Here is a 16413-nt window from a genome sequence, read left to right as displayed (position 1 = left end):
AGCAACCTTTTTCTGTAGGAGCACTGTGCCAAGCAAGGCCAAAACCGGCAAGAAACTCGTGATCGTGGAGTCTCCGGCCAAGAGCAAGACCATCGCCAAGTACCTGGGCGAGGGCTTCATCGTTGAGGCCTCCATCGGTCACATCCGCGACCTGCCGCAGCCGTCCGAACTCCCGGCGGAACTGAAGAAGACCTCCGTGGGCAAGTTCGCCGTCGACGTCGAAAACGGCTTCAAGCCGTACTACGTCGTGTCTCCGGACAAGAAGAAGAAGGTGGCTGAACTCAAGGCACAGCTCAAGGATGCCGACGCCCTCTACCTCGCAACCGATGGGGACCGCGAGGGCGAGGCCATCGCGTGGCACCTGCTGGAAGTGCTCAAGCCCAAGGTCCCGGTGTACCGGATGACCTTCGGCGAAATCACCAAGGAAGCCATCCACCGCGCCATGGACAACCTGCGCGACGTCGACGCCGCCCTGGTCGACGCCCAGGAAACCCGCCGCATCCTGGACCGGCTCTACGGCTACGAGATTTCCCCGGTGCTGTGGCGCAAGGTGGCCCGCGGCCTGTCCGCCGGCCGCGTGCAGTCCGTGGTGACCCGCATGGTGGTTGACCGTGAACGGGAGCGGATGGCCTTCAAGGCAGCGTCCTACTGGGACCTGACCGGCCAGTTCGGCGCCGAGTCGGGCTCCTTCAAAGCGAAGCTCGCCGCCGTGGACGGTGCCAAGGTCGCCAGCGGCCGGGACTTTAACGACGACGGCGTGCTCACCGCGCGCAACGCGGTCCACCTCAACGAGGAACTCGCCACGTCGTTGGCGTCCGGGCTGGAAAATGCCGACTTCCGGGTCCGGTCCGTCGATACAAAGCCGTACACCCGCCGACCGGCCGCCCCGTTCACCACCTCCACGCTTCAGCAGGAGGCCGGCCGCAAGCTGCGTTTCTCGTCCAAGAGCACCATGCAGATCGCCCAGCGGCTGTACGAAAACGGCTACATCACCTATATGCGTACGGACTCCTCGGCGCTGAGCGACGAGGCCGTCACGGCAGCCCGCCGCCAGGCCTCCGAACTGTACGGCCCGGAGTACATCCCGCAGTCGCCCCGCGTCTACACCAGCAAGGCCGCGAACGCGCAGGAGGCCCACGAGGCCATCCGCCCCGCCGGTGACTCCTTCCGCACGCCGGCCCAGGTCGCCAAGCAGCTCTCCGGCGACGAATTCCGCCTGTACGAACTGATCTGGAAGCGCACCGTCGCATCCCAGATGGGCGACGCGAAGGGTTCCACCGCCACCATCCGCCTCGGCGCGGTGGCAGCCGATGGCCGCGACGCCGAATTCTCGGCCTCCGGCACCGTCATCACCTTCCCCGGCTTCCTGGCCGCGTATGAGGAAGGGAAGGACGAAAGCCGCGGAGACGACGAGTCCGAGGAGGCCCGCCGCCTGCCGAACGTGGCCAAGGACGACTCCCTCACCGCCTCGGACATCATCGCCGTGGGCCACGAGACGTCCCCGCCGCCGCGCTACACGGAAGCCTCCCTCACGGCCGAACTGGAAAAGAAGGGCATCGGACGCCCGTCCACCTATGCCTCCACGATTTCCACGATCCAGGACCGCGGCTACGTGCGTAAGCAGGGCTCGGCCCTGGTGCCCAGCTGGATTGCCTTCTCCGTGGTGCGGCTCCTCGAGCAGCACTTCACGGATTACGTGGACTACGAGTTCACGGCCGACATGGAAGGCGACCTGGACAAGATCGCCAACGGCCAGGCCGTCGGCGCCGCCTGGCTCAAGCACTTCTATTACGGCGAAGATGCTGATCCCGGCCTGCTGAGCATCGTCAACAACCTCGGCGAGATCGACGCGCGGGAAATCAACTCGGTGCCCATCGCGGACGGCATCACGCTGCGCGTCGGCAAGTTTGGTCCGTATCTGGAGAGCTCCGTCCCCACCGTGGATCCGAAGACGGGCGAGGTGGTGGAATCCGCCCGCGCCAACGTGCCCGAGGACCTGGCCCCGGACGAGCTCACCGCCGCCAAGGCCGTGGAGCTGATGGAGACAGCCGCGCCTGAGGAGCGGGTCCTCGGCGACGATCCCCACACCGGCCACACGGTGGTTGCCAAGAACGGACGGTACGGCGCCTACGTCACCGAGATCATCCCCGAGATGACCGAAGAGCAGCTCGCCAACCAGCCGGTCGAGTACTACAAGAACGGCAAGCCCAAGCCGCCGAAGAAACCGGTCAAGGCCAAGCCGCGCACCGGTTCGCTGTTCAAGTCCATGACGGTGGAATCCATTACCCTCGATGAGGCCCTGCAGCTCATGAGCCTCCCGCGGGTGCTCGGCGAAGACACTGACGGCAACGTGATCACGGTCCAGAACGGCCGCTTCGGCCCGTACCTGAAGAAGGGCACGGACTCGCGCTCCATCGGTTCGGAAGAGGAAATCTTCACCATCACGCTGGAGCAGGCGCTGGAGATCTACTCCCAGCCAAAGCAGCGCGGTGCCCGCGCCGCCGTGCCCCCGCTGGCGGAGTTCGGTCCGGACCCTGTCTCGGAGAAGAACATCGTGGTGAAGGAAGGCCGCTTCGGGCCCTACATCACCGACGGCGTCACCAACATCACCGTGCCCCGGAGCACCTCGCTGGAGGAACTGACGCGGGAACAGGCTGTCGAACTGCTGGCCGAGAAGCGGGCCAAGGGCCCGGTCAAGCGGACAACCACCCGCAAGGCCCCGGCCAAGAAGGCAGCTGCAAAGAAGTAAGGGGGCCGCTGGTTGAGCTCGTCGAAACCAGGGGTCTCGGCCAGTTCGACCAGCGGAACCAAGGCCGCTGGTTGGGCTGCGGAATTGCGCCGTGCCCCGCATCGTGGTCGAGTAGATACATGACTGAACAGCCCGGACCCGCAGACACCACGCCGCTGAACGACCTCGAGGAGAAGCTGGCCCAAGGGGACCGGCCGGACGCCAACCCGGTGGACGTCATCCTGTCGTTCCTCAACAACGAGGTCTACATCATCAGTTCCGACGCCCTTGAGGGCGATGACTCCGAAGTTGAACCGCTGGTGCTGGGCAACGCCGAGGGCCAGCCGGTACTGGCCGTGTTCTCACACCCCAGCCGCGTGGACCAGGAATACCTCGACGCGGCCCCGAACGTTCTCGGGACCCAGGGCGCAGCGATCATTGCAAACATCGGTGACGAACTGGGCATGGTCATCAACCCGGGTGCGGCCTACGGATTTGAAATCAACCCGGAGGGCATCGCCAACATCAAGCGCGACTTCAAGCGGGCCGACGACGTCGACGCCAACCCCGCGGGACTCGAAGGCGAGTAGCGCCCCCCGTTCGGTACCAAGCATTCGGTACCAAGGAAATGTGGCCGCACGGATTGCTCCCGCCGGCGTTCCGGGGGGAATAATGGCAGGATGCGGCTAGGCGTCCTCGATATCGGGTCCAATACTGTCCATCTCCTGCTTGTGGATGCACACCCCGGCGCGCGCCCCGTGCCTTTCGCCTCCCACAAGCGGCCCCTGTCCCTCGTGCAGTACCTCGACGGCGACGGCAACATCACTGATGCCGGCCAGCATGAGCTGGCAGAGTTCGTCCTTGAGGCGTGGGAATTTGCGGCGCGCCACAAGGCCGATGACCTGCTCGCCTTCTGTACGTCCGCCATCCGCGAGGCCACGAACGGGCCGGCGGTACTGGCCCGGGTGAAGCATGAGACGACTGTGACGCTGCAGGAACTGACCGGCAGCGAAGAGGCGTCCATGACGTTCTTCGCCGTCCGCCGCTGGTACGGCTGGGGAGCCGGCCCCATCCTGAACCTGGACATCGGCGGCGGCTCCTTCGAGATGGCGTCCGGCCAAGACGAGCTCCCGGAGCTGGCCACGTCCGTCCCTCTCGGTGCCAGCCGCCTCACCAGGGACTGGCTGCATGAGGATCCCCCCTCCGCCAAGAGCGTCAAGGAGCTTCGGCGCTACATCCGGGCAACGCTCAAGCCTGCCGTCCGGAGTTTCGACCCGATCGGCAGGGCCAATGTCGTGGCCGGGACATCCAAGACCTTCCGCTCGCTGGCGCGCATCGCAGGCGCTGCACCGAGCGGCGCAGGCCCGTACGTGAAGCGCGAGCTGAACGCCACGGACCTGGGAATCTGGGCGCAGCGCATCTCGGCCATGAAAAGCGAGGACAGGCTGCATCTGCCCGGCGTCTCGGAGGCGCGCGCCAACCAGCTCCTGGCGGGAGCCCTAGTGGCGGAAGCCGCCCTTGAACTGTTCGCGTTCAAGAAGATCAAGATCTGCCCCTGGGCCTTGCGCGAAGGCCTCATCCTGCGGCGTCTCGACCAGCTGGTCTTTGAGGGCCCGCTGGAGCCGGCTCCGCATGTCGGAGTCCCGCATGGGGCTGCCCAGCATGCCGGCGCCCAGCATGCCGGTGCCCAGCAGACGGAGCCGTTGGCCGCCGGATGAGCCTGGGGTCGGCTTGACGCCAACAATGCCTGCTGGTTGACGGTGCCTGCCAGCGAACCAGTTAAAAGTGAAGCGCCGGACGGTTTCGCAGAAGGAGTTGGGGGAACACTCCTGCAACCGACCGGCGCCGCGCCGATCCCGAAGGATCAGCTCCATCACTCGCACCTTGTGAGGCACTAAAAACATTAGCGAGCCAATATGGGTGTTCGGCGGATTTTCCCTGTGTGGCAGCTGGGAATCCGGAGGCTCACCAAAGCGGCGCCCGGCCCCGGGCTGAAACCACCTAAAGCGGGCGGTTAAAGCAAAAGCACCGACGGCCTGCAGCAGGAAAATGGGTAAACCGCTGCAGTCCGTCGGTGCCGGGCAAACATCCCCATGCTTGCCGTATCACTCGCACCCTCAATGAGGTAATACCAACGTTATGGCGCAAGGATGTGCAGAAGCTCGGACAAACATGTGAGCTTCCTGTGAACGGGCGCATGAAGCGGCCGGCCTGCATCCTCGGCGGCGAACTGCAATGATGGAGCAATGAGCAACCGAATCGCATTCCTTGGCTGTGGATCAATGAACGAGGCCATCCTGGGCGGCCTCCTCGAGGCGGGTACCAACCCCATGGACGTGGTGGCCACCGTGCGGCGCGCCGAGCGCGCAGCCGAATTGGCAGAGCGTCATCATGGGATTACCGCCATTGCCGGTTCCGAGGAGCCTGACAACAACAAGCAGGCGGCAAAGGGATCCGGAGTGGTCATCCTCGGTGTGAAGCCGATAGGGACGGCCGAACTGGCCCGCGAAATCAGCGGTTCTCTTGCCCCGGACACCATCGTCATCAGCGTCGCAGCGGCGGTCTCGATCGCCCAGCTGGAAGCCGCACTGCCGCAGGGGCAGCCGGTCATCCGTACCATGCCCAACACCCCGTCGAAGCTGGGACGTGGCGTCCTGTCCGTCTCCGCCGGTACCCACTGCACGCCTGAGCAGCTCCAGCAGGCCAAAGACATCCTCTCCGCGGTGGGGACCGTCGTCGAAATTCCCGAAGAGCAGGTGGACGCCCTCGGTGCCATCAGCGGTTCCGGGCCTGCGTACGCGTTCTACCTCGCCGAAGCCATGGCGGCGGCCGGCGTCGAGCTCGGACTTGATGAGGAGCTGGCCCTGCTGCTGGCCCGGGAGACCGTAGCAGGCGCGGGATTGATGCTGGCCGAGCCCGGTGCCGAGCCGGCCGCGCTGCGCAAGGCCGTGACCAGCCCCAACGGCACCACGGAACGCGCCATCGCCACCTTTGATGAGCGCGGCATGCCGGCGATCATCGCGGCAGGGGCGCGTGCCGCCGCGGACCGCGCCGCCGAGATCACCCGGCAGCTCGGCTAGTCCCCACCCGCGCCCGCGCGCCCGTTAAGGCCGGGCGGCGAAGCGTTCGAGCAGGTCCACGTGCCCTGACACGATCAGCATGTCGCGGGAGGACACCTTGGTCTCCGGCCGGGCATAGGTGAAGTCCTCGCCCGGGGACTTTACGCCCACGATCGTCACGCCGTACTTGGAGCGCACCTTGGATTCGTCCAGCGTGAACCCCACGGTTTCCCGCGGCGGGTACATCTTGACGATGGCGAAGTCGTCGTCGAACTCGATGAAGTCCAGCATGCGGCCGGACACCAGGTGCGCGGCGCGGACGCCGGCGTCGGCCTCGGGGTAGATGACGTGGTTGGCGCCGATCCGGGTGAGGATCTTGCCGTGCGACGGCGTGATCGCTTTGACCCACAAGTGTTCGATGCCCAGGTCCACCAGGTTCACGGTGATCAGCACCGACGATTCAATGGACGTGCCAACACCCACGACGGCGGAGCTGAACTCCTGCGCACCGAGCTGGCGGAGTGCGTCGATATTCGTAGCGTCGGCCTCCACGACGTGCGTGAGCACCGGGGCCCACTTTTGCACAAGGCTCCGGTCGCGCTCGATCGCCAGCACCTCGCGGCCCTGTTTGACGAGTTGTTCGGCGGTAGAGGAGCCGAAGCGCCCCAGCCCGATCACCAGGACGGGAGCATTGTGGGCGGGGCGGTTGACGGCCCCAGACGTATTAGCCAATGATCGGCCTCTCTTCCGGGTAGTGGTACAACTGGCTGCGCTGGCGCAGGGCCAGGGCAGCGGCAAGCGTGACTGTGCCCACGCGGCCGGCGAACATCAGTGCGGAAAGCACGTAGACGCCCGACGGCGGCAACTCGGCGCTGAGGTTCGTACTGAGGCCCACGGTGGCGAAGGCGGAAATCGTTTCGAACAGCACGCGGTCGAGTGATGCCCCGCTGATGTGCAGCAGTATGAAGGCAGAGACGGAAACGAGCGTCGCGCCGGCGACAATGACGGAGATGGCCACGCGCATGGTGCCCTCCGGGATGGTCCTGCCGTAGACCTTAACATCCGCGTCACCGCGGGCTTCGGCAATGATGGCCAGGAACATCACGGCAATGGTGGTCACCTTGATGCCGCCGGCCGTCGAGGCGGAGCCGCCGCCGGCGAACATCAGCGCGTCCGTGAGCAGCATGGTGGTAGATTCCATCTGGTTCTGGTCCACCAGGTTGAAGCCGCCGGAGCGTGTCATCACCGAGGCAAACAGCGCATGGGTGAACTTGTCACCGAGGTCCATGCCGCCGAGGGTCCGGGGGTTGTCCCACTCCATGAGGCCCCACAGCACCGTCCCGGCCGCCAGCAGGATGAACGACACCTGAATGGTCAGCTTGGTGTGGAGATTCCACTTGTGCCAGTTGAGGCCGTTCTGCTGCAGGACCATGACTACAGGAAAGCCGAGGCTGCCCAGGAACACGCCGAGCATCAGCGGAACGAGGATCCACAGATCGGTTTCGTAGGGAACGATGCCGTCCGAATGCGGTGTGAAGCCGGCATTGTTAAAGGACGAGATGGCGTAGAAGATGCCGTGCCACACCGACTGCCAGAACGGTTCACCGAGGGTAAGGAATCTGGGGATCAGCGCGAGGGCCAGTACACCCTCGATGATCACGGAGGTGGTGATGACGATTCGCAGCAGGGTACCTACTTCGCCCAGTCGCCCGGCGTTGTTCATGGCTTCCTGGGCGATGAGCTTGCCGCGCACACCCAGCTTCTTGCTCACCATCAGGGCCAGCAGCGAGGCCAGGGTCAGCGTGCCGAGGCCGCCCACGAAAATGCCGATAAGAATGATCAGCTGGCCGAAAAACGACCAGTGGACCGCGGTGGACACCACGGTCAGGCCGGTGACGCACACGGCCGAGACGGCCGTGAACAGGGACTGGTGCAATGGCGTGAAGGTTCCGGCAGCGGAGGACGCCGGCAGGGACAGCAGCCCTGTGAAGACGACGATCACCACGACGAACGCACTGAGGGCCAGACGGGCCGGTGACGTGTTGGCGATATCGTCGATGAAGTCCCGGAGCCGGGTGAAAATCCAAAGGCCTTCACGCTCGGGTACGTTGGGCTGCCAGCTCGTCGGGTTCTTGGACCTCGACTGGCTTTGCGTCATGGGTGGCTGTTCCTTGGTTGTATCTGCTTCCTTCAGTAGTAAACCACTAAAGTCCGCCGCATGACCGGGCTGTCGCGCAACGCGGGCGGGGAGACCTCGCTCAGGTAGCCTGTCCTTGATGACTTTCCTGCGCGGACTCAGCCTTCCCGCACTGCCAACGACGGTGGTGTGGGACGCTGCCATGACGGCGTACAACTTCGGCCCGGGCCACCCGATGGCACCGGAGCGGCTGGACCTCACCGCACGGCTGGCCCGGAGCCTGGGGCTGCTGGATCTCGCGCACGTCAAACTGGCTGCGCCGGCGGTGGCCGACGACACGCAACTGACCACCGTGCACAGCCCCGAGTTCGTGGCTGCCGTGCGCCGCATCAGTGAAAACCCGACCAGCGCCGACGAGGCGCACGGGCTCGGAACCGAGGACGATCCGGCTTTCGCCGGCATGCATGAGGCCGCCGCCCGCATCGCCGGGGGATCCCTGCTTGCTGCGCACGCCATTTTGGACGGTTCGGCGGTGCGTGCCGTGAACTTCGGTGGCGGCCTGCACCATGCCGCCCGCGACCGTGCCAGCGGCTTCTGTATCTACAACGACGCCGCCCTGGCCATCCGGACGCTGCTTGACGGGGGCGTGCAGCGCGTCGCCTACATCGACGTCGACGCGCATCACGGGGACGGGACCCAGAGCATCTTCTGGGACGATCCCCGGGTCCTCACCATCTCCCTGCACGAGACGGGCCTGGCCCTGTTCCCGGGCACCGGTTTCGCCAATGAGATCGGCGGCCCGGAAGCCCTGGGCAGCGCCGTCAACGTGGCCCTGCCGGTGGGAACCGGGGACGCCGGCTGGCTGCGCGCTTTCCATGCCGTGGTTCCGCAGCTTGTCGGGGCCTTCGAGCCGGAGGTGATCGTGAGCCAGCACGGCTGCGACTCGCACCGGCTGGACCCGCTGACGCACCTCAACGTCAGCGTGGACGGCCAGCGTGAGGCCGCCACCGCCGTCGAAAATCTCGCGGCCCGCCACTGCGATAACCGGTGGATTGCCACAGGCGGCGGTGGGTACCACATTACGGGAGTCGTGCCGAGGGCCTGGAGCCATCTGATCGGCATCGCGGCAGGCCGGCCCGTGCCGTTGCGCACCCCCGTGCCGGAAGAGTGGCGAACCTATGTGCATGAGCACTACGGCGTGGCCGCACCTGCGCTCATGGGCGACGATGCGGACGTCTGGTGGCGGTCCTGGGAGGTCGGCTTCGACCCCAATGACGACGTCGACCGCACCGTGATGGCCACCCGCAAGGAAGTTTTCCCCCTGCACGGACTGGACCCCTGGTTCGACTGACCCGGCCCACCGCTGGGTTCCGGCGGCGAGGTGTCGCGGCAGCGAAATAGTAGATGCCATTCGGCGTATATGTCGCTAGGGTTGGTCCCATGGTGACAGACGACGTATTTGCCGTCATTGCTGAGGCAACGCGGCGTGACATTCTCGTTTCCCTCCGCAAGGGGGACAAAGCGGTGGGGGAGCTGGTCGAGGAGCTCGCTGCCAGCCAGCCCACCATCTCCAAGCACCTGAAGGTGCTCCGCGAGGCCGACCTCGTCAGCATGCGGGCCCAAGGCCAGAAGCGCTATTACGCACTGAACCCGAAGCCGCTGGCAGGCGTCGCCAGCTGGCTGGAGACGTTCGACGTCGGCCCGGCGGCTGCCGCCGCCGGGTCACCGGCAGCGACGGCCCACGCGGACGCTGCCGGGGACCAGCAGCGTCCGGACGCCGCCCGGGCGCAAACGGCGGGTTCGGTTCTCAACGGTGCGGCTCTCAAGGACGCAGCCCTCAACGGCGCAGCGACGGGGGCCCTCGATGCAGAGGTTCCCGAGGCCTTTGCCGCTGCCGGCAGCGCTGCTGCGCCGGCAACGGATGAATCCGGGCGCCCCGCGGGCGGGCAGCTGAGCCCCGCCGTCGTGATTCCCGGAGGGGGCATCCAGGACGACACCGTTCCGCAGCAAATCGGACGCACGGTGGGCCGCGGCGCGAAGAAGGCGGCGGACCTGCTGGCGAACCTGCCGAAATTCGGCCGCAAGAAGTAGCCCGGCCGGTGTTCCTGCGGGCGGGCCCTATTTGCCGAGGATCCGCACGTGGTCCGGGGTCAGCTCGGACAGCTTGCTGACGCCCAGCAGCGCCATGGTGCGGGTCATGTCCTTTTCCAGGATCTGGATTGCCCGGTCCACACCCGCCCGGCCGCCTGCCATCAGCCCGTACAGGTAGGCGCGGCCGATCAGCGTGAAGTCGGCGCCCAGGGCAAGGGCGGCAATGATGTCCGCGCCGCTCATGATGCCGGTGTCCAGGATGATGGCGGCGTCGGAGTTGTCCTTGGTGAAGGCTTCCTTGACGGCCGGCAGCAGGTGGAATGGGATGGGCGCACGGTCCAGTTGGCGGCCGCCGTGGTTGGAGAGGACCACGCCGTCGGCGCCATGGTCCACCACTTTGCGGGCATCGTCGACGGTCTGGATGCCCTTGACTACGAGCTTGCCCTTCCAGGTTTCGCGCAGCCAGTCCAGGTCCTCGAAGGTCAGGGTGGGGTCAAACATGGAATTGATGAGATCCGCCACGGTTCCGGTGTAGCGCGAGAGTGAGGCGAACGTCAGCGGCTCGTGGGTGAGGAAATTGAACCACCAGGCCGGCCGGTAGGAGGCGTCCAGCACCGTCTTCAGGGTCAGTGCCGGCGGGATGGTCATGCCGTTGCGCACGTCGCGGAGGCGGGCCCCTGCCACGGCGGTGTCCACGGTGACCATGAGGGTGTCGTTTCCTGCCTTGGCGGCCCGCTCGATCAGTTCAAGTGAACGGTCACGGTCCGTCCAGAGATACAGCTGGAACCAGTTGCGGCCGTTAGGTGCGGCCTCGGCAACGTCCTCGATGGACGCCGTGCCCATGGTGGAGAGCGTATAGGGGATGCCCGCGGCCTCGGCGGCCTGGGACCCGGCGTATTCACCTTCGGACTGCATCATGCGGGTGAAACCCGTGGGCGCGATGCCCACGGGCAGCCGCGACGGCTCGCCCAGGATGTCGGTGCCCAGGTCGATACTGGAGACGTTCCGCAGGATGCCCGGGCGGAATTCAATGTCCAGGAAGGCCTCACGGGCACGGCGCAGGGTGATCTCGGCTTCAGCCGCGCCGTCGGTGTAGTCAAACGGTGCCTGCGGGGTGCGGCGCTTGGCCATGTCCCGCAGGTCCCAGATCGTGCTGGCCCGCTGCAGCTTCGCGGCGCGGCTGAACTCCGGCTTCTTGAACTGCATCAGCGGAGCCAGATCCGAATACTTGGGGATCCGGCGCTTCAGGGCGGCGGGGATGCGGGAGGGGATTGACATGCCGGGTGCCTGGTTCGGCGGCGCCGTATCCCGGGGTGTGGTGGGGGCTTCGGGGTTGTTCGATTCAACTGTCTGCGTCACTGCTGCCTCCGAGTACGGAATCTGTGGTTGGACCACACTGTAGTGCATGTGGTCCAACCACATCAACTAGGATGGGCCCATGCGTACGCACCAACTTGTCCTCCGGTGGATCGAGGACCAGCTTTCAGAGGGCACGCTCGCGGTGGGCGGCCGGCTGCCTGCCGAGCGCAGCCTGGCGGAGCAGCTCGCAGTCTCCCGCACCTCGGTCCGCGAAGCCATCCGCATCCTGGAGGCCATGGGCATCGTGCGTGCCGGCGTGGGGTCGGGCCCCGATGCCGGAACGGTGGTGATTTCCGATCCGACGGCTGCCCTTGGCTCAGCCCTGCGGCTGCACGTGGCCACCCAGCACCTGCCGGTGGCGGACATTGTGGAAACGCGGGTGCTGCTGGAATCCTGGGCCGCGGCCCGGGCAAAACCGGACGCCCCCGAGCTCGCCCGTGCCGCAGAGCTGCTGGACGACATGGACACCGATCCGGGGACTGACGATTTCCTGGCTTTGGACGTGCAGTTCCACCTCGCCCTGGCCGATGCCGCCGGGAACGCCGTGGTCAGCGCAATGATGGGGTCCCTGCGCGAGGCCATCCAGGGCTACGCCGGAAAGATGACGGCCAACCTTCCGGACTGGGATGCCACCGCCGCGCGGCTGCGCTCGGAGCACCGGGAGATCCTGGATGCCATCCGGAATGACGACGGCGGCCGCGCGGCCAGGCTGGTCGCAGCCCACATCGAGGGCTACTACCGGGAAGCCGGCCTCGGGCACGCCAGTGGTGGCCCGTAGGACCCGGCGGGCAGCCGATCGGTCCCTGGAAAAATCTCTCAGGTGATCACTTGAGGCTGAGATCGCCGGCAGCGGCGACGTGACCGCCGACGCTGCCGGCTGACATTCAACTGATCGTGATGGAGAGCTCTTTCTCTGAGAAAGCGCCCAGATCGTCGGTCACGCGGACTGTGAAGGTGAACGTGCCGGCCGTGGTGGGCGTTCCGGAGATGGTGTTCTCACGCTTCGGCAGCTCCAGTCCGGGAGGGAGCGCCCCAGCAACCACCGACCACGTGTAGGGCTGGACGCCGCCGCTGGCGAACAGGTTGCCACAGCAGTAGAACTCGCCGACTGTGCCGCTGGAGAGCGTTTCCGTGGTGATGGTCGGTGCCTCGGCCGGGAGGATCTCGACCCTGAAGGTCTGGGTGTCGGTTGCACGGGTCTCGTCCTTGACCTGGACAGTGAAGTCGAAGGTACCGGCGGTCGTGGGGACTCCGTTGATCAGCCCGGAGCTGCCAGCGAAGTCAAACAGCTTTGTGCCCGCGGGAAGGCGGCCGTCGACGACCTTGAAGGTCGGGATCTTGTTCGACGAGGCGCAATCGGTCACCGTGATGAAGTACGTGAACTCCGTCCCGACCTGGCCGGTAATGGGCTCGGTCGGGGCGTCGATGGTGCACGTCGCAGCCTGTGCGGGCGGCGCTCCAAGCACCAGGAACGGCAGGACAAGCAGTAATAGCATCAACTTTCGCATCATGGACTCCTTGACATGGGCGAGGTGTCTCCTCGCTACCTCTTGGGGTGAGACCGCTAAGGTGAGTGGCCAGGGTCCTGCCCTGCCCGGTGCACTGACCGGAACCACTTACGGACGCAAATTCCCGGGCAGATAAGCCAGCCTGACGCCCGCAGCTTACGGAAACCCGGCAAACCCTATAGCTGAAGCGGCGCACACTTGGGGCCTGCCGGCCACACACTCAGCTCAAAACAACGAAGGCTCCGCCCGGACGTCGATCCACGTGAAATACACTGGCGGAATGTCTACTGTGAAGCCTCGCGGACGCTATGCCAAGGGCGCCGAACGCCGTGAGCAGATCGTCCAGACGGCCACCGATGTGTTTGCCACTGAGGGCTTCGAGGGGACTGCCCTCAAACGTGTGGCGGAGCTGGTCGGCGTCAAGGAAGCCACCTTGTTTCACTACTTCAGCGGCAAGCAGGAGCTGCTGACGGCTGTCCTGACGGAGCGGGACCGCCGGAGCATGGAGCTGAGGGGAGTGGCCGACGCCGGCCTCCCGGGGGTGGTCCCCGTGGCTGAACGCAACATGCTAGAGCCCGGGCTCACCACGCTGTACGCGGTGGCGTCGGCAACAGCCAATGACCCCGGACATGCTTCGCACTCCTACTTCCAGAGCCGGTACTCCGAACTCGTCAAGGAGCTGGGGCAGGACATTCGGCGGCGACAGGGTGCTAACGAAGTCCGGGCTGATGCCACTGCGGAGTCGCTGGCGCGGCTGGTGATTGCAGCTTTCGACGGCCTCCAGCTGCAATGGCTGTACGACAAGGACGTGGACATCGCTGCAGGCCTCAAGGAGTTGGTCGAGGTGCTGCTGGCACCGCCGGAAACCAAAGCGGAATAGCTACCGGTTTTTGGACGGCCCCGTGCTTCCGCGCACTTCCACCTGCGGCCGGAAGGTATTCACGGCGTTCGGGGTGTCCTCGTTCCGGATCAGTGCCCGCAGGCTGTGCCACGCCTGCCCACCGAGTTCGGTGATGGGCACTGCCGCCGTGGTCAGCGGCGGGGTGGTGTACCTGGCGAAGGGAATGTCGTCGAAGCCGGTGACTGAAATGTCCTCCGGCACCCGGACCCCGCGCTCGTGCAGTCCACTGAGCAGGCCCATGGCCACGAGGTCGTTGAAGGCCAGGATGCCGGTGCCCCCGCTGGCGAGCACGGCGTCCACCGCATCGTGCCCGGTGTCGAAATTGGAGCCGCCGTCGATCAGCTGGACTTCGACGTCGGGGTGGCCGGCCTTGAACTTCTCCAGCCCCTGCACGCGGAGCGCATTGGAGGCGCTCCGTTCCGGGCCCGACAGAAAAACAATGCGGCTGTGGCCGAGTTCCACGAGGTGCTCGGCCAGCTCCTGGATGCCCTGGCCGTAGTCCACCATGAGGCTGGGAACCCGGGTCTCGGTGGTGCTTCGGTTGATCAGCACCATCGGGTGCAGCGACGGCGCCAGCTCCTCCAGCTCGGCGTCCCCCATGCGCGGCGCGCAAAGCACCAGGCCGTCGCACCGCCGTCGTGCTTCTCCCGCCAGAATGGCCTCCTCGCTGGAGACTTCGGAGGAGTCGGCGATTAGCACGCGGTATCCGTCCTGCGCGGCGGCCATGCTCAGTCCCCTCAGGATGGCCTGGAAAGTGGGGTTGGCGAGATCGGGCACCACGATGCCGATGGTGTCAGTCTTGCCAAGCGCGAGGCTGCGGCCCACCGGGTTTGGCTGGTAGTTGAGCTCAGCGGCCGCCTCCCGGACCCGCTCGGCGATGGCCGGATCCACGGTGAAGTTGCCGTTCATGACGCGCGAAACCGTCGCGTGCGACACTCCCGCCCTGAGGGCGACGTCGGCAATGCCGATCCGGCGCGTGGTCGATTTCCGGCCCATGTGGCCCCTTCCCAGTCCGGCAACAACACTTTCCACCAGGGGCTGCGGATATTGGTTGACGTACCTGCTGATGACTTGATACAAAGCATATAACGCTGTGAGAAAACGCTTTCTCAGCCTGATTCTTCCCACACTCTGCCAGCCCGTCAAGCGGTTGGCGCCGCTGCCTTTCGAAAGGGGCAATCCATGGTCAACGTCGATACAGCCGGTGCAGCGCCCGCACGGGCCGGAGGGACCGGACACGCCGCCGGGGAACAGCAGACGCGAGTCCGCTTCGCGCTGGTCGGCACCGGATCTCGCTCGGAGATGTACGTGAGGGCCATCGTGGGCCAGCACGCCGACGTGGCTGAACTCGTCGCCCTCAGCGACCTCAATCCCGGCCGGGTGCAGTACTACCAGGACCTCGCCGGCGAACTGTCGGGCGGAAAGGCTGCACCGCTCGCCACCTTCGAGCCGCACAGGCTGGCGGAGTTCATCGCGGAGAGTGACATCGACCGCGTTATCATCACCACCCCTGACTACACCCACGCCGACTTGATCGTCACCGCGCTGGAGGCCGGGGCGGACGTCGTCGTGGAGAAGCCGCTCACCATCGACGCTGACGGCTGCCGGCGCATCACCGAGGCGGTCTCGAAAACGGGGCGGAACGTGGTGGTCACCTTCAATTACCGCTACTCACCGCGGAACAGTGCCCTGAAGGAAATCATCCAGAGCGGAGTCCTCGGCAAGGTCACCTCGGTCGACTTTTCCTGGATGCTGGACACAGTCCACGGCGCCGACTATTTCCGGCGCTGGCACCGGGAGAAGGCCAACTCCGGCGGGCTCCTGATCCACAAGGCCTCGCACCACTTCGACCTCGTGAACTGGTGGATCGACGATGTCCCGGTGCGCGTCTTCGCCTCCGGGGGCCTGAAGTTCTACGGTGACAGGAATGCGGCCGAACGCGGACTGGGGTCCCGGCCGGAGCGCGGAACCCCCGGCCCCGCAACCGGAGAGGGCGCAGCGGGCACCGGCGACCCGTTCGTCCTGGACCTGCGCGATGACGAAAAACTGCGGGCCCTCTACTACGAGAACGAGCACTACGACGGCTACCGCCGTGACCAGGACGTCTTCACCGCAGGCATCACCATCGAGGACAACCTCGCCGTCGTGGTGGATTACGACGGCGGACCCACCCTGAGCTACTCGCTCAACGCGCACAGTCCCTGGGAGGGGTACCGCGTGGCCGTCAACGGCACCGACGGCCGCGCCGAGCTGGAGGTGGTGGAGCGCGCCGCGGTGCGGCGCAGTACCGATAAGAAGGTGGTGGTGGACCCGAGCGCCACGCCGGTCGAGGAGGACGATGCGGTCCGCCGCAACGGTGAGCGCCTCGTGGTGCAGCGCCACTGGGAATCCGCCTACGAAGTGCCGATCATCAACGGTGAAGGCGGCCACGGCGGCGGCGACCTCCTGCTCCTCTCAGACCTTTTCAATGGTCCTGGCGAAGATCCGCTGGGCCGGCCGTCCGGATATCTGGACGGTCTACGTTCCGTATCCGTGGGCATTGCCGGCAATGAATCCCTCGCCACGTCCCTCCCCGTGCGCATTCAGGATCTCAACCTCGGCGCCGACCTCCGCCGTGGCCGCTGAACCGG

Annotated in this window: 14 protein-coding genes; 9 read left to right on the top strand and 5 right to left on the bottom strand. The window is 66.0% G+C overall.

Annotation, left to right across the window (positions count from 1 at the left end; all coding sequences use genetic code 11):
• Window positions 1–25 precede the first annotated feature (25 nt).
• From topA to proC, 4 genes are all read left to right on the top strand, one after another.
• Window positions 26–2749: a type I DNA topoisomerase gene (gene topA / locus JYA52_RS06530; protein ID WP_205652388.1), complete on the top strand. Its 2724-nt coding sequence runs from the start codon at window positions 26–28 to the stop codon at window positions 2747–2749.
• Between the two features lie 119 nt (window positions 2750–2868).
• Window positions 2869–3318, top strand: a complete 450-nt coding sequence (locus tag JYA52_RS06525; RefSeq protein WP_205652387.1) for an SseB family protein — start codon at window positions 2869–2871, stop codon at window positions 3316–3318.
• A gap of 90 nt (window positions 3319–3408) precedes the next feature.
• Window positions 3409–4446, top strand: a complete 1038-nt coding sequence (locus tag JYA52_RS06520; RefSeq protein WP_240460030.1) for a Ppx/GppA family phosphatase — start codon at window positions 3409–3411, stop codon at window positions 4444–4446.
• Window positions 4447–4974: 528 nt separating this feature from the next.
• Entirely contained in the window at window positions 4975–5808 is an 834-nt protein-coding gene (proC, locus tag JYA52_RS06515) for a pyrroline-5-carboxylate reductase (protein ID WP_205652386.1), read from the top strand.
• A gap of 24 nt (window positions 5809–5832) precedes the next feature.
• On the opposite strand, the gene JYA52_RS06510 is transcribed toward proC, so the two are convergent.
• Window positions 5833–6519: a potassium channel family protein gene (locus JYA52_RS06510; RefSeq protein ID WP_205652385.1), complete on the bottom strand. Its 687-nt coding sequence runs from the start codon at window positions 6517–6519 to the stop codon at window positions 5833–5835.
• Entirely contained in the window at window positions 6512–7945 is a 1434-nt protein-coding gene (locus tag JYA52_RS06505; protein WP_205652384.1) for a TrkH family potassium uptake protein, read from the bottom strand. Before JYA52_RS06505 ends, JYA52_RS06510 begins: the two co-directional genes overlap by 8 nt.
• A 118-nt stretch (window positions 7946–8063) precedes the next feature.
• Between JYA52_RS06505 and JYA52_RS06500 the strand changes: the two genes are divergently transcribed.
• Window positions 8064–9275, top strand: coding sequence for an acetoin utilization protein AcuC (locus JYA52_RS06500; RefSeq protein WP_205652383.1), 1212 nt, complete (start codon window positions 8064–8066; stop codon window positions 9273–9275).
• Between the two features lie 89 nt (window positions 9276–9364).
• Window positions 9365–10015 carry an ArsR/SmtB family transcription factor gene (locus JYA52_RS06495; RefSeq protein WP_205652382.1) on the top strand — a complete coding sequence of 217 codons (651 nt, stop codon included), beginning with the start codon at window positions 9365–9367 and terminating at the stop codon, window positions 10013–10015.
• Window positions 10016–10042: 27 nt separating this feature from the next.
• Here JYA52_RS06495 and JYA52_RS06490 read toward each other — a convergent pair whose 3' ends face one another.
• Complete coding sequence (locus JYA52_RS06490; protein WP_205652434.1) at window positions 10043–11293, bottom strand: alpha-hydroxy acid oxidase; 1251 nt, start codon at window positions 11291–11293, stop codon at window positions 10043–10045.
• 160 nt (window positions 11294–11453) lie between these two features.
• Here JYA52_RS06490 and JYA52_RS06485 point away from each other — a divergent pair, with 160 nt between their 5' ends.
• Window positions 11454–12152, top strand: a complete 699-nt coding sequence (locus JYA52_RS06485; protein WP_205652381.1) for a FadR/GntR family transcriptional regulator — start codon at window positions 11454–11456, stop codon at window positions 12150–12152.
• Between the two features lie 106 nt (window positions 12153–12258).
• On the opposite strand, the gene JYA52_RS06480 is transcribed toward JYA52_RS06485, so the two are convergent.
• On the bottom strand, window positions 12259–12882 hold the full coding sequence (locus JYA52_RS06480; RefSeq protein ID WP_205652380.1) for an Ig domain-containing protein: 624 nt from the start codon (window positions 12880–12882) through the stop codon (window positions 12259–12261).
• A 280-nt stretch (window positions 12883–13162) separates the two neighbouring features.
• Here JYA52_RS06480 and JYA52_RS06475 point away from each other — a divergent pair, with 280 nt between their 5' ends.
• Complete coding sequence (locus tag JYA52_RS06475) at window positions 13163–13762, top strand: TetR/AcrR family transcriptional regulator (RefSeq protein ID WP_205652379.1); 600 nt, start codon at window positions 13163–13165, stop codon at window positions 13760–13762.
• On the opposite strand, the gene JYA52_RS06470 is transcribed toward JYA52_RS06475, so the two are convergent.
• Window positions 13763–14779 carry a LacI family DNA-binding transcriptional regulator gene (locus JYA52_RS06470; protein WP_205652378.1) on the bottom strand — a complete coding sequence of 339 codons (1017 nt, stop codon included), beginning with the start codon at window positions 14777–14779 and terminating at the stop codon, window positions 13763–13765.
• A gap of 186 nt (window positions 14780–14965) precedes the next feature.
• On the opposite strand from JYA52_RS06470, the gene JYA52_RS06465 reads away from it, so the two are divergent.
• Window positions 14966–16408 (top strand): Gfo/Idh/MocA family protein, encoded by a 1443-nt coding sequence (locus JYA52_RS06465; RefSeq protein WP_205652377.1) that lies wholly within the window; start codon window positions 14966–14968, stop codon window positions 16406–16408.
• Window positions 16409–16413: the final 5 nt, after the last annotated feature.

Source organism: Arthrobacter pascens (assembly GCF_017052465.1).
Taxonomy (GTDB): Bacteria; Actinomycetota; Actinomycetes; order Actinomycetales; family Micrococcaceae; genus Arthrobacter; species Arthrobacter pascens.
The sequence above is the reverse complement of the archived record's forward strand: the minus strand, read 5'-3'. Positions and strand labels throughout refer to the sequence as shown.

Bases quoted from the DNA above. Each gene is read 5' to 3' on its own strand.
- JYA52_RS06525 (WP_205652387.1), top strand. From the start codon at position 2,869: ATGACTGAACAGCCCGGACCCGCAGACACCACGCCGCTGAACGACCTC.
- JYA52_RS06520 (WP_240460030.1), top strand. From the start codon at position 3,409: ATGCGGCTAGGCGTCCTCGATATCGGGTCCAATACTGTCCATCTCCTG.
- proC (WP_205652386.1), top strand. From the start codon at position 4,975: ATGAGCAACCGAATCGCATTCCTTGGCTGTGGATCAATGAACGAGGCC.
- JYA52_RS06505 (WP_205652384.1), bottom strand. From the start codon at position 7,945: ATGACGCAAAGCCAGTCGAGGTCCAAGAACCCGACGAGCTGGCAGCCC.
- JYA52_RS06500 (WP_205652383.1), top strand. From the start codon at position 8,064: ATGACTTTCCTGCGCGGACTCAGCCTTCCCGCACTGCCAACGACGGTG.
- JYA52_RS06495 (WP_205652382.1), top strand. From the start codon at position 9,365: ATGGTGACAGACGACGTATTTGCCGTCATTGCTGAGGCAACGCGGCGT.
- JYA52_RS06490 (WP_205652434.1), bottom strand. From the start codon at position 11,293: ATGTCAATCCCCTCCCGCATCCCCGCCGCCCTGAAGCGCCGGATCCCC.
- JYA52_RS06485 (WP_205652381.1), top strand. From the start codon at position 11,454: ATGCGTACGCACCAACTTGTCCTCCGGTGGATCGAGGACCAGCTTTCA.
- JYA52_RS06480 (WP_205652380.1), bottom strand. From the start codon at position 12,882: ATGCGAAAGTTGATGCTATTACTGCTTGTCCTGCCGTTCCTGGTGCTT.
- JYA52_RS06475 (WP_205652379.1), top strand. From the start codon at position 13,163: ATGTCTACTGTGAAGCCTCGCGGACGCTATGCCAAGGGCGCCGAACGC.
- JYA52_RS06470 (WP_205652378.1), bottom strand. From the start codon at position 14,779: ATGGGCCGGAAATCGACCACGCGCCGGATCGGCATTGCCGACGTCGCC.
- JYA52_RS06465 (WP_205652377.1), top strand. From the start codon at position 14,966: ATGGTCAACGTCGATACAGCCGGTGCAGCGCCCGCACGGGCCGGAGGG.